The sequence below is a fragment of the Rhodococcus sp. 1R11 genome, assembly GCF_004563845.1.
Classification (GTDB): domain Bacteria; phylum Actinomycetota; class Actinomycetes; order Mycobacteriales; family Mycobacteriaceae; genus Rhodococcoides.
Map to the genome: position 1 here is coordinate 236,596 of NZ_SPNG01000009.1, position 17,082 is coordinate 253,677.

At 63.2% G+C, this 17,082-nt stretch carries 16 protein-coding genes; 6 read left to right on the forward strand and 10 right to left on the reverse strand.

Annotated features, from left to right (window positions below):
- Positions 1 to 4: 4 nt before the first annotated feature.
- From E4P29_RS17345 to E4P29_RS17360, 4 genes are all read right to left on the reverse strand, one after another.
- Positions 5 to 847, reverse strand: coding sequence for a hypothetical protein (locus E4P29_RS17345; RefSeq protein ID WP_135046432.1), 843 nt, complete (start codon positions 845 to 847; stop codon positions 5 to 7).
- 79 nt (positions 848 to 926) lie between these two features.
- The gene (locus tag E4P29_RS17350) at positions 927 to 2,132 is read right to left on the reverse strand and encodes a sulfite reductase subunit alpha (RefSeq protein ID WP_245154384.1); all 1,206 of its coding nucleotides are present in this window, start codon (positions 2,130 to 2,132) and stop codon (positions 927 to 929) included.
- A gap of 75 nt (positions 2,133 to 2,207) precedes the next feature.
- Positions 2,208 to 3,680, reverse strand: coding sequence for a DUF2079 domain-containing protein (locus tag E4P29_RS17355; RefSeq protein ID WP_209205446.1), 1,473 nt, complete (start codon positions 3,678 to 3,680; stop codon positions 2,208 to 2,210).
- 50 nt (positions 3,681 to 3,730) lie between these two features.
- Entirely contained in the window at positions 3,731 to 4,711 is a 981-nt protein-coding gene (locus E4P29_RS17360) for a RelA/SpoT domain-containing protein (protein ID WP_135046434.1), read from the reverse strand.
- Positions 4,712 to 4,801: 90 nt separating this feature from the next.
- Between E4P29_RS17360 and E4P29_RS17365 the strand changes: the two genes are divergently transcribed.
- Complete coding sequence (locus E4P29_RS17365; protein ID WP_135046435.1) at positions 4,802 to 5,776, forward strand: sigma-70 family RNA polymerase sigma factor; 975 nt, start codon at positions 4,802 to 4,804, stop codon at positions 5,774 to 5,776.
- A 6-nt stretch (positions 5,777 to 5,782) separates the two neighbouring features.
- On the opposite strand, the gene E4P29_RS17370 is transcribed toward E4P29_RS17365, so the two are convergent.
- Entirely contained in the window at positions 5,783 to 6,190 is a 408-nt protein-coding gene (locus tag E4P29_RS17370; protein WP_135046436.1) for a VOC family protein, read from the reverse strand.
- A gap of 173 nt (positions 6,191 to 6,363) precedes the next feature.
- Positions 6,364 to 6,633 carry a hypothetical protein gene (locus tag E4P29_RS17375; RefSeq protein ID WP_135046437.1) on the reverse strand — a complete coding sequence of 90 codons (270 nt, stop codon included), beginning with the start codon at positions 6,631 to 6,633 and terminating at the stop codon, positions 6,364 to 6,366.
- A 267-nt stretch (positions 6,634 to 6,900) separates the two neighbouring features.
- Between E4P29_RS17375 and E4P29_RS17380 the strand changes: the two genes are divergently transcribed.
- Together E4P29_RS17380 and E4P29_RS17385 are read left to right on the forward strand one after the other, a co-directional pair.
- The gene (locus E4P29_RS17380; protein ID WP_135046438.1) at positions 6,901 to 8,082 is read left to right on the forward strand and encodes an FAD-dependent oxidoreductase; all 1,182 of its coding nucleotides are present in this window, start codon (positions 6,901 to 6,903) and stop codon (positions 8,080 to 8,082) included.
- A gap of 58 nt (positions 8,083 to 8,140) precedes the next feature.
- Complete coding sequence (locus tag E4P29_RS17385; RefSeq protein ID WP_135046439.1) at positions 8,141 to 9,367, forward strand: hypothetical protein; 1,227 nt, start codon at positions 8,141 to 8,143, stop codon at positions 9,365 to 9,367.
- Here E4P29_RS17385 and E4P29_RS17390 read toward each other — a convergent pair.
- The 4 genes from E4P29_RS17390 to E4P29_RS17405 are packed head-to-tail and all read right to left on the reverse strand — an operon-like array spanning position 9,284 to position 14,268.
- The gene (locus E4P29_RS17390) at positions 9,284 to 10,726 is read right to left on the reverse strand and encodes a gluconate:H+ symporter (protein WP_135046440.1); all 1,443 of its coding nucleotides are present in this window, start codon (positions 10,724 to 10,726) and stop codon (positions 9,284 to 9,286) included. The two genes, E4P29_RS17385 and E4P29_RS17390, sit on opposite strands and share 84 nt — an antisense overlap.
- On the reverse strand, positions 10,723 to 11,361 hold the full coding sequence (eda, locus tag E4P29_RS17395; RefSeq protein ID WP_135046441.1) for a bifunctional 4-hydroxy-2-oxoglutarate aldolase/2-dehydro-3-deoxy-phosphogluconate aldolase: 639 nt from the start codon (positions 11,359 to 11,361) through the stop codon (positions 10,723 to 10,725). The genes E4P29_RS17390 and eda overlap by 4 nt, the downstream gene beginning before the upstream one ends.
- Entirely contained in the window at positions 11,358 to 12,971 is a 1,614-nt protein-coding gene (locus E4P29_RS17400) for a D-aminoacylase (protein ID WP_135046442.1), read from the reverse strand. Before E4P29_RS17400 ends, eda begins: the two co-directional genes overlap by 4 nt.
- Before the next feature lie 13 nt (positions 12,972 to 12,984).
- Positions 12,985 to 14,268: an alanine racemase gene (locus E4P29_RS17405; RefSeq protein WP_245154379.1), complete on the reverse strand. Its 1,284-nt coding sequence runs from the start codon at positions 14,266 to 14,268 to the stop codon at positions 12,985 to 12,987.
- Positions 14,269 to 14,383: 115 nt separating this feature from the next.
- Here E4P29_RS17405 and E4P29_RS17410 point away from each other — a divergent pair, with 115 nt between their 5' ends.
- Genes E4P29_RS17410 through E4P29_RS17420 form a run of 3 tightly spaced genes read left to right on the forward strand, consistent with a single transcriptional unit; the run spans position 14,384 to position 16,598 of the window.
- On the forward strand, positions 14,384 to 15,406 hold the full coding sequence (locus E4P29_RS17410; protein WP_135046443.1) for a sugar kinase: 1,023 nt from the start codon (positions 14,384 to 14,386) through the stop codon (positions 15,404 to 15,406).
- The gene (locus E4P29_RS17415) at positions 15,403 to 16,200 is read left to right on the forward strand and encodes an IclR family transcriptional regulator (protein WP_135046444.1); all 798 of its coding nucleotides are present in this window, start codon (positions 15,403 to 15,405) and stop codon (positions 16,198 to 16,200) included. Before E4P29_RS17410 ends, E4P29_RS17415 begins: the two co-directional genes overlap by 4 nt.
- Positions 16,197 to 16,598 (forward strand): RidA family protein, encoded by a 402-nt coding sequence (locus E4P29_RS17420; RefSeq protein WP_032372898.1) that lies wholly within the window; start codon positions 16,197 to 16,199, stop codon positions 16,596 to 16,598. The genes E4P29_RS17415 and E4P29_RS17420 overlap by 4 nt, the downstream gene beginning before the upstream one ends.
- Positions 16,599 to 17,082 lie beyond the last annotated feature (484 nt).

Genomic DNA, 17,082 nt, shown 5'->3' on the forward strand with positions numbered 1-17,082 from the left:
CAGTTCAGTGACAGGCGTGCCGGTTCGATCCGGCTGCAGCTGCGATACTGCGGGCAACCAACAGCCAGGTTCGGGCCAGACCCGTCCACACCGCGATCGAGGTGCCTGCTCCCTCGGCTGCACTGCGGTCCGAGTGTGCGGTCGCCGAGCGATGCAGGGCGATGGCCTGTACACCGAGTTCGTCGATGTCCGCCCCCACGCACACCGAGTGCACTGTCTGCGCGTCGACCTGTCGACCGGTCAATTGGCATAGGGTGTGCAGCGATCGCAGTTCGGCGGGTACGTCGGTGATGTCGGACGGGGGATCGGTCGGTGTCGAGTCGACACAGCCGTCCTGGGCAGTGCTTGACCGGACGCCGACGATTCCGCGCTGGAGGTCGATCGGCCCCGAGGCGGCTCCATCTGCGGCCACGCCCCACACACTCAGAAACGACGGGTGGGGCACGTTCCACAACTCACGGAACGCCCGAGTCACCATCTCGGCGACGAGTGCAGCGTCGGCCCTCGAATCCGTTCGGGTGAGATCGATGACCGACCCGTCTGCGACGGGCTTGCCTCGGTCCAGCCACCCGAAGTCGAGCAATTGAACGTCGAGGGTGACCGACTCCGGTGCATGTGGGTACAGCAGCGAGGGCAGCGACGCGATCGACACCAGAGCCCCGTCGCGAGTTGCGGCGATGTCGATGTACGGCCGGAGCCCACGCTCGCCCGGGCTGGCCTGCGCGGCCGTGACAGTGATGTAGTCCCGTGTCGGCAGCGACCGCAGGTGCGCGTGCAGATTCTCGGTGAACGTGCCCCATGCACGCGCGGTGGTGGAGTCGAAATGGTCGTTCTGCACTGCGTTCACGGTGCACACCCTCTACTCGGACGAGAACTTCATTGCTGTGTCCGTGACGGTAGCGAGGGGGTCCGACAAGAACGGCCCGTCAGTAGACGTCGCGCAGATAGCGCTTGGCGCGCTTGAGGTCGTTCACGTAGTCCTCCGCGGCGTCGGAGGAGCGCCCACCGTGTTCGGCGACGACCTCGTGGAGTGCCTCGTCGACTCCCTGCGCCATGCGTGACGCGTCTCCACAGACGTAGATCTGTGCGCCTTCTTCGAGCCAGCCGTACAGCTGTTTTCCAGCCTCGCGCATGCGGTGCTGTACATAGATCTTCTCGAACTGGTCACGCGAGAACGCCAGATCCAGCCTGGTCAGCAGACCGTCACGCTCGAAGTCCGTGAGTTCGTCCTCGTAGAGGAAGTCGCTCGCTCGATGTTGGTCTCCGAAGAACAGCCAGTTTCGGCCCGACGCACCGCGAGCCCGACGTTCGTGCAGAAACGCACGGAACGGTGCCACTCCGGTGCCCGGACCGATCATGACGATCGGAGTGTCGTCGGAAGGAAGTCGGAACGACTTGTTGGCCGAAAGAAACACTCCCGCTTCCTGGCTGTCGCCGACGCGATCTGCCAAGTACGTCGAGCACACCCCGCCGCGATCTCGCTCGGCCGATCGATATCTCACGGTCGACACGGTCAGGTGAACGCTTCCCTCGTGCGCTGTCGGCGACGACGAGATCGAATAGACGCGGTGCTGCAGGGGACGGAGCAAGCCCAGGAATTCAGCGGGGTCGAGAGCCCCCGACCGATCGAGGTCGAGAACATCGACGACGTCGCGTCCCCATGTCCACGCATCGAACGACGCCCGGTCGCCGTTCTGCAGCACGTGGTCCAGTTCGGCATCACCGGCCCGCTCGGCGACGGCCTCTATCAGGTCCATCGACGGTATGCCGATTTCGTATTCGGTGGTCAGTGCCTGGGCGAGGCTGATTTCTCCGGACTTGGTGTGGACGGCCGTGTCTGCGGGGACACCGAGACGGTCGATGACGGCCGAGACCAGTGCGGCGTCGTTGACGGGTTTGACGCCGAATCCGTCTCCCGCCTCGTAGGTGATTCCGCTGTCACCGAGGTCGATCGAGAAGTGTCGTACTTCTTTCGCAGAGGTGGGACCGGACAGCAATCGGTTGCTCGACACCTGTGCGCGGTACGGATTCTTCCGATTCCACGGTGACCGCTTCGATGCTGTTCGGGTGGTGCCGAGATCGCCGGTTCTAGCGTCGATGTCCTGTACCTGCCTTGCCGTAGCTGTCGTGATCGGTCGAATGTCGAGAGTTCGAGAACCCCGGGGAATCGAAATGCCCGAACTGATCGAAACCTTAGTAGGGACCGCTCATTTGCGGTGCAGCACCTCGATACCGTCCACGGAATAGACGACGTCGTATCCGGTGGTCAGTGCCCGGTCGATCGCCTGCCGATCGCCGCGTTCGTCGGTCGGCCAACCCGCGGGCCGTTCTCGATTGACGACGATCCAGTCCGGCACCGTCGAGTCGGTCGGTCGCTGCGGAAACACCGAGACGTCGTGGTCGGCGACGAGTTGTGCCACGAGGTTGTTCGACGCTGCAACACGGTCACCGGCCGGGATCCAGGCCGAGATGTCGCGGGCAGTGGCTGCTTGTGGATCGACACGCCACTCCTCGGCGTGCACCATCCGCGACATGGGCAGGAACGGTAGTGCCACCAATGCGAACGCAGCGACGAAGGCGACTATCGCTCGTCGACCTCGTTCGGTCAGCTGGGCGTGGCGCTCGCTGCGTGCCAAGGCGTCTATCAGCGCGACGAAGACGATCACCATCAGAATGGCGTTGTAGTGGTAGATCGGTTTCCAGAAGTTGGTGTTGTCGCTGAGGAAGCGCCAGGCAACCGTCGGTACCGCGACCAACAGAAGTGGGGATCGCAGCGCGAAGAACCCCGTGACGGCAAGCAGTAGGAACGCCGTCGCGGCCCGGGAGTCTCCGGCAACCAGACCGTGCGCGGTATCGGCGATCCCTTCGCCGATGGGCGGCAATTTCGAGCCCTGGCCGTACGAGTCGTCGGAGCTCAGCGCGGGAATGATCACCTTGACGGCCACTATCATCCAGGTCAGCCCCCACACCGCGGTCATCGCGCCCAGGATGCGCGGACGGCCGTCGGTGAACAGGGCAACCAGCGCGCCGATGACGACGACCGTCAAACCCATGTCCTCTTTGACGAACACCAGCGGAAGAGCCCAGGCCAGAGCGGGCACCCAGCGTTCGCGAACGAGAGCCACGAGGGACATTGCCAGTAACGGCATCGCGAAGGCTACTTCGTGGAAGTCGAAGTTGAGCGCGGCTTGTATGCCCCACGACAGGCCGAACGCGCCGGCAATCGCTATTCCGACGACAGTGCCGAATTTCTGCACCGCCAATCGGCTGATCGGAATCACCGCGAGCGCGAACAGAACCGCCTGAGCGACGAGCAGCGTCTCGGCATGCGGGAAGACGCGATACACCGGACCCAGCAGGGCCGTGATCGGTGAGAAGTGATCACCGAGAGTGTTGTAGCCGGTGCCCAACAGATCTGAGGTCGGAGCCCGAAACTGCGAGTACGACGCCACCTGCTGCACGAAAATTCCGAGGTCGAATCCCGACGTGCGAAGTTGACGATGGCCGAGAATGGACATCGCGGAGTACAGCGATGCAAGGAGTACGAACGCGACGGTCGGGACCATCACATCGGGAGACCGGAGTCTCCTGCGCAGACGGCCGAAGGCACCTGTGCCGGTCGTAGTTGCGGCGACGCTATCGCCGTCGGTGACGACCTGGGATTTCTCGGTAGTGGTCACGAGATGGCATGTCTACCCGACCGACGTGAGATCTTCCTGAGAAACACCGGTCAGCGCTTGCGTTTCTTTCCTTGCGTGCGCCGCGGCGGCTGCGAGGTCAGGTGGTAGTACAGCGCGTCCTCGGAGTCCTCCACGACGACGTCGATGTAGTCGCCCACCTCGAGGTAATCGTTGACTGCGAGGCGATCGGTCGAGCCGATCACGGCTTTGACCGACCGTGCGGGGACAAGCCCACGGCGCCCGTCCGGACCGACGGCGAGCGCGTAGCGAGGGCCGGTGCGCGTGACGCGTGCCCGGATGAAGTCGGGGTCCTTGGGGATCGGGTCGGGTGCCACCACGCTGCCGTCCTTCGAGGCGGCGGTCAGCGAGTCGAGCTGCGCGGCGAGATCGTCGGCCATGGCGTCGACCTGATCGAGCAGGTGCGCCATGTGCGCGGCGTAATCCGTGTGCTTCTTGGTCGGTTTGAGTGCTTCACCGGGCTTGTACATGTCCTCGTGGGTCAGCTCGCCCCACGCGTCCTGCAGCCGAGTCTTGACCTGAACCTCCACCTTCACGTCGAGGTCGCCCTGATGAGTGGCCACTCGTACGACAAGGACAGCGTGATATGCCCGGTAACCGCTCGGCTTGGGAAACGAGACGTAATCGGTGGGCGGCTGCGCGAACCGCACAGAGCATTTCGGATCGGTACACGCGCGCTCGAGTGCGGTGACGAACGAGAGCTGGTCCCGTGGGGTCTTGCACAGCACCTTGATGCCGACCAGATCGGGCAGTGCGTCGGCCACGGCGTCGGCGTCGTGCGGTTCGCTGATGCGTCCCTCGGACAGATAGCGACGGAGTTTGTCGGCGGATCTGCCAGGGTCCTTGATTCGCGCGGTCTGGGCATTGAGTCTGTCTCGGTCGACATCTTCGAGTATCTCGTCGGCGATGGTCTCGAGAAAATTCTGTGCGGTGACGAGTGCGGCTTCCCACGCGCGACGACGATGCAGATACAGCTCTTCCACCAAGTCGTCGATGCTGCTGAGCGATGTCACGAGCCGAGGTTAACCCAGAGGCCCGACCAATCCCGGCGGTGGCGCGCGATCGGCCGCCGATGCGACCGAACCCGGTTTAAGCTCTTCCGCATGACCGTGGCATCTGTGCAGAACGACGACTTCGTCGCGCAGTTCGAGCCGTTCCGTCGCGAGCTGTTGGCGCACTGCTACCGCATGACCGGGTCCATCCACGACGCCGAGGACATGCTCCAGGAGACCTACATCCGCGCCTGGCGGGGGTACGCCAAATACGAGGGCCGATCGTCGTTGCGCACCTGGCTGTATCGAATTGCAACGAACACGTGCCTCACGGCCCTCGAGGGTCGAGCCAAGCGTCCGCTGCCGACCGGGCTGGGCGCGCCGAGTTCGGGCCCGACCGACGAACTCGTGCAGAACAACGAGGTGCCGTGGCTCGAACCAATTGCCGATTCGGATCTGGCCGACTCGAACGACCCTGCCACGTTGGTGGTGGGGAGGGAGTCGGTTCGCCTCGCCTTCGTGGCGTCGCTGCAGCATCTGTCGTCGAGACAACGCGCAGTGCTGTTGATGCGCGAGGTGTTGCAGTGGAAGGCCTCCGAGGTCGCCGAGGTTCTCGCCACGACGACCACTGCGGTCAACAGCCTCCTGCAGCGGGCCCGCGAGCGATTGGAGGAGATCGCTCCGGAACTGGACAACGTGGAACCCATCGAATCTGCCGAACTGCGCCAGCTCCTGACCCAGTACGTGGAGTGCTTCGAGCGTTACGACATCGACCGGCTGGTCACACTCTTCACCTCGGACGCGGTGTGGGAGATGCCCCCGTTCGTCGGCTGGTATCAGGGAGCCGAGACGATCGGATCTCTCATCCGAAACAATTGCCCTGCACAGGGAGCGGGCGACATGCGGATGGTGGCGACATCAGCTAACGGTCAACCTGCGTACGGGCTCTACATGGTGTGCGAGGACGGAATACATCGGCCGTTCCAACTACACGTTCTCGACGTCGACGCTCGAGGCGTCGGGCATGTTGCCTGCTTCTTCGATCTGTCGCTGTTCGATCGATTCGGACTGCCCGATCGCCTCTGAGCAAAATCAGCTCGTCGGAACGGCCGAGGGGTCCATCCACATCACTTCCCACACGTGATCGTCCAGATCACGGAATGCCCGGCCGTACATGAACCCATGATCCTGCGGTTCCATCCACTTCGATCCACCCGCAGCGATGGCCGCGTCCGTGAGTGAGTCGACCTCGGCGCGGCTGTCGGCCGAAATACACATCAGTACCTCGCGGGCCGACGTCGTGTCGCAGATCGAATCGGAGATGAAATCCCCGAACCTCGATGTGGCCAGGAACATCACCGTCGCCTGGTCGCTGACGATCATAGAAGCGGTGTTCTCGTCGCTGAACACGTCGTTGAACTCGAAGCCGAGACCTTCGAAGAATGCGCGGGTGGCCACGACATCGCGGACAGGCATGTTGGCGAACAATAAACGGGACATGGAAGACACCTATTCGTCGAGGACCAGCACTGAGCAACCGTCGAACGACGGTCGTGCCGGTATTGACAACGGGCCGTCGACAAAATCACCGGTGCCTGTCGACCAGAAACAACGCGACCCCGTCGAGACGTGCTCGACGGGGCCGCGGACTGCGAAATAAAGGGGGAAGGACGTTACCGGGCGATCTGCGCGAGGCGGGAAAGCATCCGCGAGAAAACTCGGCCGTCGTTGCCGAGATCGGCGTACGGGTCTGCTGTGGTGTCCGACACGGTGGCGGCGGGCGTCACGGCAGCGAGGGTGCGCGCCAAGCGGGTGCGGCGCTCGATGGCGTCGAGGATGTTGGCGTCCAGCGTTGAAACTTCGTCGAAGAGTTGGTCGACGTCTGCGATCGCATTCTCGGCATTGCTGGTGCCGGCTGCGAGCGAATCGATCTGAACAGTCACATCGTCTCCTTTTGTTCGCGTCCTGAGGTGTGAGTCGTTCGTCCGAGCCGAACCGTTACAACCCAAAATGTGTGAACGCGATGTTTCGTCTCGCAAACCAAGATGCCCACTGGACGGGCCTGGGCCAACCTCTACGGGGTGTGATGCTGCATACAGTTCGGTCGGTTCGGTCCGCTCCGGCCCTCCGAACCGAGGCGTCGGGGTGGTTGCGCTCACTCCGTTCCGGGTAGCCAGGTCGTCGAGACCCCCACGTGCAAGGAGTGAGCGATGCGATACGACTACCTGATCATCGGCGGCGGAATGGTTGCCGACAGTGCTGCTCGTGGGATTCGTGAACACGACACAACGGGTTCCATCGGGATCTTCGGATCCGACTCCGACGAGCCGTACACGCGCCCCGCTCTGTCGAAGAAGTTGTGGACCGACAGCGAGTTCGGCCGTGATCAGGTTCCGCTCGGCACCGCCTCCGATACCGGTGCCGAGGTCCACACGGGTACGCGTATCGCGTCGGTGGACCGGTCGAAGCAGGCGGTCACGACAGCGGCCGGTGAGACTCACGAGTACGGAACGCTCTTGTTCGCAACCGGCGCAGCGCCGACGCAGATCGACCTGTCGCCCAGTCCACGAGTGATCTACTTCCGTACCTTCGCCGACTACCGAATGTTGCGGGAACTGATCGAGACCGCGGAGCACATAGCGGTGGTCGGCGGTGGCTACATCGGAACGGAAATCGCAGCTGCGCTGTCTCAACAGGGCGTCAAAGTCACGCTGGTCACGTCCGACGACGTCGTGGGCAGCCACATGTTCCCCCGCTCGCTGGCCGCCGGGTTCGACAAAGGGTTCTCCGATCACGGGGTCACCGTGCGCCGAGGAACCAAGGTCACGTCCGGTGCGGAGGCGTCGGCACGTGTCCAACTGCAATTGAACGATGGGTCCGTGGTGGAAGCAGATGGGGTCGTGTTCGGCCTCGGTGTCCGGCCCAACACCGACCTGGCCGAGGCGGCAGGTCTCGAGGTGGACAACGGCATCGTCGTCGACGAGTTCCTGCGCACCGCGGACCAACACATCTACGCGGCCGGCGACGTGGCCAACTACCCGGACGCCATTCTCGGTCGCCGACGCATCGAGCACGTGGACAACGCAACCGAGATGGGCAAAGCGGCGGGCCGCAACATGGCAGGTGCCGGAACGGCCTACACCTACACTCCGTACTTCTATTCCGACGTGTACGACGACGGCTACCAGGCAATCGGGACGGTAGCAACGTCGATGAACACGGTGGAGGACTGGAAGACGATCGGAAAGGAAGGCGTCGTCTACTACCTCGACGACGATGCCGTCGTGCGCGGAGTACTGATGTGGAATGTCTGGGAGGGCCTGGACGACGCGCGCGCCCTGCTGGCGGAGAAGAAGCCGCACACGGAGGAAGCCCTGAAGGGGCTCATCTGAACTTTCTGGAACACTCGACTGCGAGCGCGCCGGACGGCGGTGTGACCGAGGAGAAATCATGTCCCAGTTCGATGCAGGCGATTCGGCACAGCAGCGCGCTCGATTCGACGACCGGGTGCATCGCCTTTGTGCCGACTGTCGGCTACCCGGCCATTCCGAGCCGTTGTCCGACGCCGCCGCCACGGCAGTCGCGGCGGGCAGGGTCGATGGAGCAATCAGAACGGTGCTCATCGCTCGGTGGCATGCGGGGCGTTCTCTCCCGTCGGTCGGGGGATTCGGAACCTTGCGGCAGTTGGTGGACGAGCGAGATCGATGGCATGCCAAGGATTCGTCGGGTAAGCCCGGCGCGGCTCTGGTCTACAAGTTGCGAGTCGCGGAGTCGAACAAGCGGATCGAGCATCTGCGAACCACGGTCGTGATGTCGAATCGGCACTACGCCAACGGTGTCCGAGCGGCCCGCAAGGAACGGCGCGAAGGCCTTCATCTGGACCTGGAACAGCGCGACGCGGTCTTCGATGCCTTGATGCGCACTCCTGCGCCCATCAGATTCGGTGTGCTCACCGAGCGAGGTCTGACGTTGGCGGACGCCGCAAAGAATCGAGTCAGCACGCTTGCACGCAGGACGCCCATCGACAAACGGGTGCAGTGGGCAGCCGGGGTCGTGGATCAGTTGATCGATCGCAAAGACGATCGATTCTCGGACCGCTACGACACGCTGCTGTTTCTAGCGGGCACCTCGTTCGATCGCATACATCGCTCGCCGGCGTGGCAGTCGACGTACTTCGAGTTTCAGCGAAGCCAAGTCGATCTGTTCGTCGAGCTCGCCGAAATCTCCGTCGATGCAACGTCTTTGCGCTCGGTAGGGGACGAATTGATCCGAATCGGTCGTACGATGGTCGACGAGGACACGGCGGAACAGGTCGAATCACGTCGCCGCGCACTGGAAGTCGTATGGACCCAGTTGACGGGACGAGTTGCTGCGCTGGTTCGTTTGGCCGATCTGGTGGAATCTTCGGAGGGGGAAGCACGTACGTCGGACGCCATGGCTCGCGCCCACAGCCTGGACGATCGAATAGACGATCTCGTCGGACGGTCGGGGAGCCGGGAGATGTCGGCAGAGAACACGCATTTCGTCGGTGATCAGGTGCACTCCCAGTGGCGCGATCAGGTGCCGACATCGACACCCGACCGCGCCGTCGAGCTAGGCGATGATCGCGAAGAGAATGCCGGCAACCGCGAAACTGACCACGGACAGAATCGTCTCGAGGACGGTCCACGTCTGTAGCGTCTGCTTGACGGTGAGGTTGAAGAACTTCGAGATGATCCAGAAGCCTCCGTCGTTGACGTGGCTCGCGATGATCGAGCCTGCTGCGATGGACATGGCGATCAATGCGACGGCGGGGGCCGAGTAATCCTGCGCTGCGACGAGTGGGCCCACGATGCCACCGGTGGTGACGATCGCGACGGTGGCCGAACCCTGTGCGACACGCAGTGCGCAACTGATGATGTACGCCAGGACGATGATCGGTAGACCCGCTGCCGCCATGGTGTCGGCCAGTGCAGTGCCGATCCCTGTGGCAGAGATGACCTTTCCGAAGAAAGCACCCGCGCCGACGACGAGCAACAGCATGCCCACCGGGCGCAGCGACTCACCTGTGAGCTTGCTCAGCTCCTGAACGGTGGACCCGCGGCGAATGCCCAGAACGTAGAACGCGATCAGTACGGCAATGAGAAGTGCAACGGCCGGAGTGCCGAAGAACGTCAGCACTTCGAGCAGATTGCCCGGGTCGAGCAGGATGCTGCCGAAGGTGGCACCGAGGATGAGGACCAGCGGCACTGCGATGATCGCGCCGATGGTGCCCACCGAGGGAGGCGTCGTGACCACCGGTCGTCCGGTGGTGACGGCACCGGCGCCACCGTTCGAGTCGCGGGGCGAGTCGTCCCCGTCGTTGATGAAGTCGTCCGGAACCTCGACGATGATGCGCTTGCCGATCCAGTTTCCCCATACCAGGCCCGCAGCGATGAATCCGGGTATGCCACAGATGAAGCCGAACAGGATCAGCCAACCGAGATTGACCTCGAGCAGTCCACCGAGTGCCACCGGCCCGGGGTGCGGCGGCAAGAATGCATGCGTCATCGACAAGCCGGCGAGCATCGGCAACGCGTACAGCACCAGCGACTTTCCGCCTTGGCGCGCGGCGACGTACACCAGCGGGGCGAGCACGAAGATGCCGATGTCGAAGAACACCGGGATACCGAAGATCAATCCGAGCAGGCCCATTGCGACGGGAGCCCCGCGCTCGCCGAATATTCCGAGCAACTTGGCAGTCAACGCCTGTGCGCCGCCGGACTTTTCGAGTATGGCCCCCAATACGGTGCCGAGGCCGATGATGACGGCGATATGGCCGAGAATCCCGCCGAAGCCGGTCTCGAGCAACGATTCGTTGCTCTTGATCGCGGTTCCGACGATCTGGTTGACCGGGAGACCGGCAGCCAGGGCCAGGCCGAGTCCGACGATGAGGAGTGCGACGAACGGTTCCAATTTGATCTTGATGATCACGACGAGCAACACGACGATCGCTATGCCGCACAACACCAGCAGGCCGGGTGTCGAGGTTCTCAGCCAGTCGACGACAGAATTCATGACAGTTCTTTCTCGTTGGCGGTTTCGATGGCGTGGACGAAAGCCCGGGCTCGTGCTGCGATGTCGTCCCACTGAGCGGCAGCAACAGAATTCGGCGGCACCACATCCGTGCCGGCAGTTACAGCCACTGCCCCGGCTGCCAGAAAGTGCGCGGCATTTGCGGCGTTGACGCCGCCGGACGGGACCAGACGTGCATCCGGGAACGGACCGAGCAAGTCCTTGAAATAGGCCGGTCCGACGGTGCGCGCCGGGAAGATCTTCACCGCGTCTGCACCGAGGTCGAGCGCGGTCATCACCTCGGACGGGGTGAGTGCCCCCATCATCAGCGGGATGCGCGCGGCGGTCACCACGGCGGCGACGTCCGCCCGCAGCCCGGGTGTCACGACGAAACTGGCACCCGAGTCCAGGGCGGCCCGGGCTTGATCGGCGGTGAGGACCGTTCCGGCCCCGACGATGGCACCCGCATCGGATGCGGCGCGGATGAGGTCGAGGACTCCCGGCGTGGTGAACGTGAGCTCCACGGCGCGAATACCGCCGCCGGCCAAGGCGTGTGCGAGTGCGGCGGGATCCGAGATGTGCGGCGCGCGCACCACGGCGAGTGCGCGGTCTTCGAGAATTGCCGTCAGTGAATTCACGACGTCTGCTTTCTGGCTGAGTCCATACGCAGGGCATGGCCTGCCAAGGAGTGGGTGGGAAGGAAATCGTCTATCGCGAACGAGCCGTTGACCATGACGTGGCTGATTCCCTCGGCCTGCTGTTTGGGCTCTTGGAACGTGGCGGTGTCTCGAACGGCGTCCGGGTCGAACACCACGAGATCGGCAGCATGGCCCACGGCGATCGTGCCGCGGTTGCGCAGTCTCAACCGTGCAGCGGGACGACCCGTGAGGTGATTGATGCACTCCTCGAGTGAGAGCAGTTGCTCGTCCCGCACGTAGTGGCCCAAATAGCGGGGGAATGTTCCCCACGCACGCGGATGTGGCTTTTCGCCCACGAGAATGGCGTCACTGCCGCCCATATGGTGCGGATGCTGCATGATCTCGCGAACGTTCTCCTCGTGCCCGACGTGCTGCAGGATGGTCGTGGCCAGAGCGTCGCGGCGTAGAAAGTCGAAGAACACGTCGACCGGCTCGAGCCCTTCGTCCGCCGCGATCTCGGCCATCGTGCGACCGACGTATCGGTCGAGTTCCGGGTTCGATACCCCGCTGAGCTGAATTGTCTCCCACTCGACGGTGACTCCGTGGCAGCCGTCCGAGCCGTCGACATCGACGTCCTGCGCTATCCGGCGACGCTCGGCCGGATCGTCGAGTCGTTCCAGCGCTCGGTCCGGTCCACCCGACATCGCCCAACTCGGCAGCAGCGCAGACAGAGTCGTGGCCCCGGGTAGGTACGGATACGTATCGAGCGTGACGTCGCAGCCGTCGGTGATCGCGGAGTCGACAAGATCGAGAAATTCGCGTGCCCGCCCACGATTGACACCGAAGTTCATCGTTGCGTGGGTCAGATGCAGAGCGCATCCGGTTTCTCTGGAGAGATCGAGCATCTCCTGGTAGGCGTCGAGTGCACCCGCGCCGTACGACCGGGTGTGGGGAGCATAGAACCCGCCGAAGTCTGCCACTACCTCACACAGTGCTCGCAATTCGCTTGTGTCGGCATACATTCCGGGTGTGTAGGTCAGTCCGCTCGACATTCCGACGGCACCGTCCTGCAGACCCTGTGCCAGCAACTCCTGCATGTGGGTGATCTCGGACGGCGTTGCGGGACGTCGCTCGGCACCGACGGCCAGGTAGCGCAGCGTTCCCTGCGGAACCAGATATGCGGCATTCGGCGTGATGCCTCGGTCGAGTCGGGCGAGATACTCCGCAACCGTTCGCCAGGAGAAGTCCAGATCGACGGGATTGCCGTTCCACCCGGCGATTTGTCGCCGGATGACGTCCAACGTCGCATCGTCGATGGGCGCGTACGCGATGCCGTCCTGTCCGATCACCTCGGTGGTGACACCCTGGCTGATCTTGGCGAAGTGCCCAGGATCGGTCAGCAATCCCAGATCGGAGTGCGCATGCATGTCGATGAAGCCGGGGGACAGGACGTGACCTGGTGCTGCATCGACAATTCTGTCTGCGCTGGAATGGCTTCCGGGCGCGGCGAGTGCTGCAATGGTGCCGTCACGGACGAGAACGTCCCGCTGCAGCCGCGCGGAACCGGTTCCGTCGATGACGTCGAATCCGCGAAATAGTATGTCCGCCATCAAGTTCTGCTTCCTAGAAAAAGGTGTGTATCAGATCGACCACGAGTGGGTCGTCGCCGTCCGAGTCGTCCACGACGGGGATCAGACGCCATTTGTCGAACGCAGTGCATGGGTGCGAGAGGCCGAGCCGCAGCACCGCCCCCACCGGAAGTGCGTCGGCGTCGTCTGCCGGTAGTCGAAGAAAAGCATGCTGGTCGTTGAGCGCCGTCACCTCCGCGCCCTGATCCAGGAGCTCATTACCTCGAACACGTTGCGGGACGGGCATTCCTTCGTCGAAAGGAAAGTCGCGCTTACCCGCGTCCAGCAATGCGAGGCCGGGCTCGGGGCGTGACACCACTCGCGCCCATCCGTGCATCGCAGACACCAACGGCATCTCGGTTCGGGCGGGAGTCAGTGGTGAGATCTGCGAATAGAAGCCGTCGTCGTGCGCCACATAGGCCCCGGATCGGAGCACGACGTCGGTGCGCACGCCGTTGCCCGAGGTCAGTGAATGCAGGCGTTCGACCACCAGATCCTGGTACGCGCTTCCGCCTGCGGTCACAATGGCGTGATCGCCGTACAGTCCTTCGGCATCGAAGGTGCGATGTAGTGCGGCGAGAGTGTCGAGGTAAGTGCGTACTGCCGCGAGACCGGCCTCGGAACGGTCGTGGCTCAGGGCACCCTCGTAGCCGCCCACACCGGCCAGTTCGAGGCGGGGTGACGCGGCGATCTCCCGTCCTACTGCAACGGCCTCCTCGGTCGTTCGCGCGCCGGTTCGTCCGTGCTCGCCGCCGAGTTCGACGACGACGGACACCGGTCGATCGCCGTGGTCGGCAATGATGCGGTTCATCTCTCGCACCGTGGCGACGCTGTCTGCCCAGCAGTAGAACTCGAACTCGGGATGCGAGTCCAGTTCGGCGGCAACCCAGTTCAGAGCAACGGGATCGACTTCGGCATTGGCGAGAACGATTCTCTCGACACCGAATGCGCGTGCCACCTGAACTTGCCAACCGGTAGCGAGGGTGATGGCCCAGCAGCCCGCATCCAGTTGCTGCTTCCACAGTTGGGGAGCCATGGTCGTTTTGCCGTGGGGTGCCAGGAGGACGCCCGCCTTCTCGGTCCACTGCGCCATCACATCGATGTTCGATGCGATGCGTGTCCTGTCGAGGGTGAGTACCGGGGTGGTGAACTCGGACAGCCGCGGTGCGGTGGCCAGAAAGCTCTCGGCGCTCTGTCCCCACGATCTCGGTGGGAGAGACTTGTGTTCGGGCCCCAGGAGACGTCGACTCAGCGCCTCGACTCCGGCAGTATCGATCACGACAGTCTCCTCCAAGTCTTGCGTTGCGCTATATGCAACGACGGTTGCGTAGCGTGTCATTCATTTGTAGTCTGCATCCAACGGTGCAATCCCGCAAGAGTTCGAGGAGATGGACATGACAGCCCCCCGGGTGGTGTGTGTAGGCGAAGGCCTCGCTGTCCTTGTCGCACACCCTGGCCCGCTGGAATCGTCGGAGACGTTCCAGCGGACAGCCGGGGGTGCGGAAGCCAACGTTGCTCGTGCCCTCGTCCAACTGGGAGTCGAGGCTGCCTGGATCTCGCGGGTGGGTGACGACGGGTTCGGCCGATATCTGGTCGCGGAACTCGACGCTGCCGGTGTGGACACGTCGGGCGTGATCGTCGATAACGGGCGGCCGACGGGCCTCTACATCAAGGAGCGCGGATCGGGGTCCAATCACCGTCACGACCTGCCTCTGGGAGACAGTGCAATGACGTACTACCGGTCTCGCTCGGCTGCTACTGCGCTCTCGCCCAACGACATTCACGGCGAGGTGCAGGCGTCGATCGACTGCGCCGATATCGTCCACTTCACCGGAATCACCGTCGCCATCTCACCTACTGCGGAACAATTGACGCGAAGCCTGATGGCCGGCCCCTCCACTGTCAGCTTCGATCTCAACTATCGGCCGGCCTTGTGGGCCGGGCGTTCGGACGACGCGGCCCGCGTCCTCGGTGAGCACGTCCGCGGTAGCGACATCGTGGCGATGGGTGCCGACGAGGCCGCCTCGGTGTTCGGGACCTCGAGTCCAGTCGAACTACGCGAGATGTTTCCCGAGCCCCGTCATCTGGTGATCAAGAACGATGCGCACACAGTGACGGCATTCGAGGGGGGCGCGCGAGTCGACGTCCCCGCATTGACACTCGACGTCGTAGAAAAGATCGGTGCAGGTGACGCTTTCGCCGGCGGCTTTCTGGCCGCGTTGCTGATGGGATACAGCGCGGCGCAGCGCGTGCGATTCGGACATCTCTGTGCCGCAGGCGCGTTGACCGGCCACGGTGATGTAGCGAAAGTCCTGCCGCACGACGAACTGGCAGCACTGGCCGGAATCGACGACGATGCGTGGGCGACACTCGACTACGCGGCCGTGGCAGCGGTGCACACCGAGGCGGCGCTGTGAGCCAGAGCTTGTCGAGGGCGCTGACGATCCTGGGTTTGCTCGGGGACGGATCGAAGTCACTCGACGAACTCGCCGCAGTCCTCGGTGTACACAAGACGACGGTGCTGCGACTGCTTCGGACCATGGAATCAGACAGGTTCGTCAGCCATGGAGCGGATCACCGGTACCAACTCGGTTCGAGGTTGTTCGAGCTCGCAAACCACGCGCTCGAACAGCGAGACGTGCGCACCGTCGCGCGACCGCATCTCGCCGCACTGAACTCCGACACGGGCCAGACGGTGCACCTGGCCACGTACGAGGCGGGGGAGGTGATCTACATCGACAAGTTCGACGCACAGCAGAGCGTGCGGATGTACTCACGCGTCGGCCGGCCGGCACCGCTGCACTGCACCGCGGTGGGAAAGATCTTGGTCGCAGGCCGCCCGCGCGCCGAACGAGAAGAGATCGCTCGACGCATCACGTACACGCCGTTCACGGAACGCACGATCACTACACCGGAGCAGTACCTGCGCGAGCTCGAGCTCGTGGACGAGCAGAATTTTGCGGAGGACCGTGAAGAACACGAGTCTTTCGTCAATTGCATCGGCTGCGCGGTGCGCAACGGGACCGGAGACGTGGTGGCCGCGGTGTCCATGTCGGTACCGGACATGCTGCTCGACCACCAGCAAGTACTGGCTGCGCTGCCCGCAGTGCGCAACGCAGCAGCCGCAATTTCCGAAGGACTGGGCTGGCGGCCGCCCGATCGACATGACCGCCCACTGACCAACGACAGTTCCATGGAAGGAAGATCATGAGCGAAAAGATCGAAATCCGCACCACCGGTGCCCCGGCCCCGGCACACACCTTCTCCCAGGGGGTGCGGAAAGGGCCGTTCGTGCAGGTTTCCGGTCAGGGCCCGGTGGATCCGGCGACGAGCGAATACCTGTTCCCAGGTGACGTCGCCGCGCAGACCACTCGAACCTTGGAGAACGTCAAGGCAATCGTGGAAGCCGGCGGCGCGACGTTCGACGACGTCGTCATGCTGCGTGTGTACCTGACCAAGCGTGAGGACTTCTCCATCATGAACGACGCCTATGGCGAGTTCGTCTCGGCGCACACGACAGGCGACGTGCTGCCGAGCCGCACGACCGTGTTCACGGGGCTTCCGCGCGAGGAGATGTTGGTCGAGATAGACGCCATCGCCGTCGTCTGACTGCACGCTCGACCTAGATGTTCACACGGAAATTACATCTGACCAGGCGATTTGCGTAAGCGTTGGTCTTCGCGTAACTTTTGTCGAGTCAGAGCGACACGGACACCGACCCGGTCTTCACAAACCGGGACAACGAGGTTGTACGGAGTACGTCCTGAACAACCCAGACAAGGCAGAGGTTATCAGCCATGTCTGGGGTTCGAGCGTGTAAGCCCCGGACGTTGCCGTTCACACGGTGACCATGGTGTGTGCGTGTTCTTTGAGAACTCAACAGTGTGTCGATGAATGTCAGTGCCGAATTTTATTTGGTGAAAGCATTCGATGTATCAGCCATCCGCTTGTGGTGGCTGTTGTCGAGTGTTGTTTGAAAATGCTAGTTGAGTTTATTTGCTAGTGATTTGACTTGATGTCTTTGACTGATTCGCAGCCTCTTCGGGGGTTGTTGTTTCGCAGGTCTTTTACGGAGAGTTTGATCCTGGCTCAG

Coding starts and splice junctions, on each gene's coding strand:
- E4P29_RS17365 (WP_135046435.1), top strand. CDS start 4,802: ATGACCGTGGCATCTGTGCAGAACGACGACTTCGTCGCGCAGTTCGAG.
- E4P29_RS17370 (WP_135046436.1), bottom strand. CDS start 6,190: ATGTCCCGTTTATTGTTCGCCAACATGCCTGTCCGCGATGTCGTGGCC.
- E4P29_RS17380 (WP_135046438.1), top strand. CDS start 6,901: ATGCGATACGACTACCTGATCATCGGCGGCGGAATGGTTGCCGACAGT.
- E4P29_RS17385 (WP_135046439.1), top strand. CDS start 8,141: ATGTCCCAGTTCGATGCAGGCGATTCGGCACAGCAGCGCGCTCGATTC.
- E4P29_RS17390 (WP_135046440.1), bottom strand. CDS start 10,726: ATGAATTCTGTCGTCGACTGGCTGAGAACCTCGACACCCGGCCTGCTG.
- E4P29_RS17400 (WP_135046442.1), bottom strand. CDS start 12,971: ATGGCGGACATACTATTTCGCGGATTCGACGTCATCGACGGAACCGGT.
- E4P29_RS17410 (WP_135046443.1), top strand. CDS start 14,384: ATGACAGCCCCCCGGGTGGTGTGTGTAGGCGAAGGCCTCGCTGTCCTT.
- E4P29_RS17420 (WP_032372898.1), top strand. CDS start 16,197: ATGAGCGAAAAGATCGAAATCCGCACCACCGGTGCCCCGGCCCCGGCA.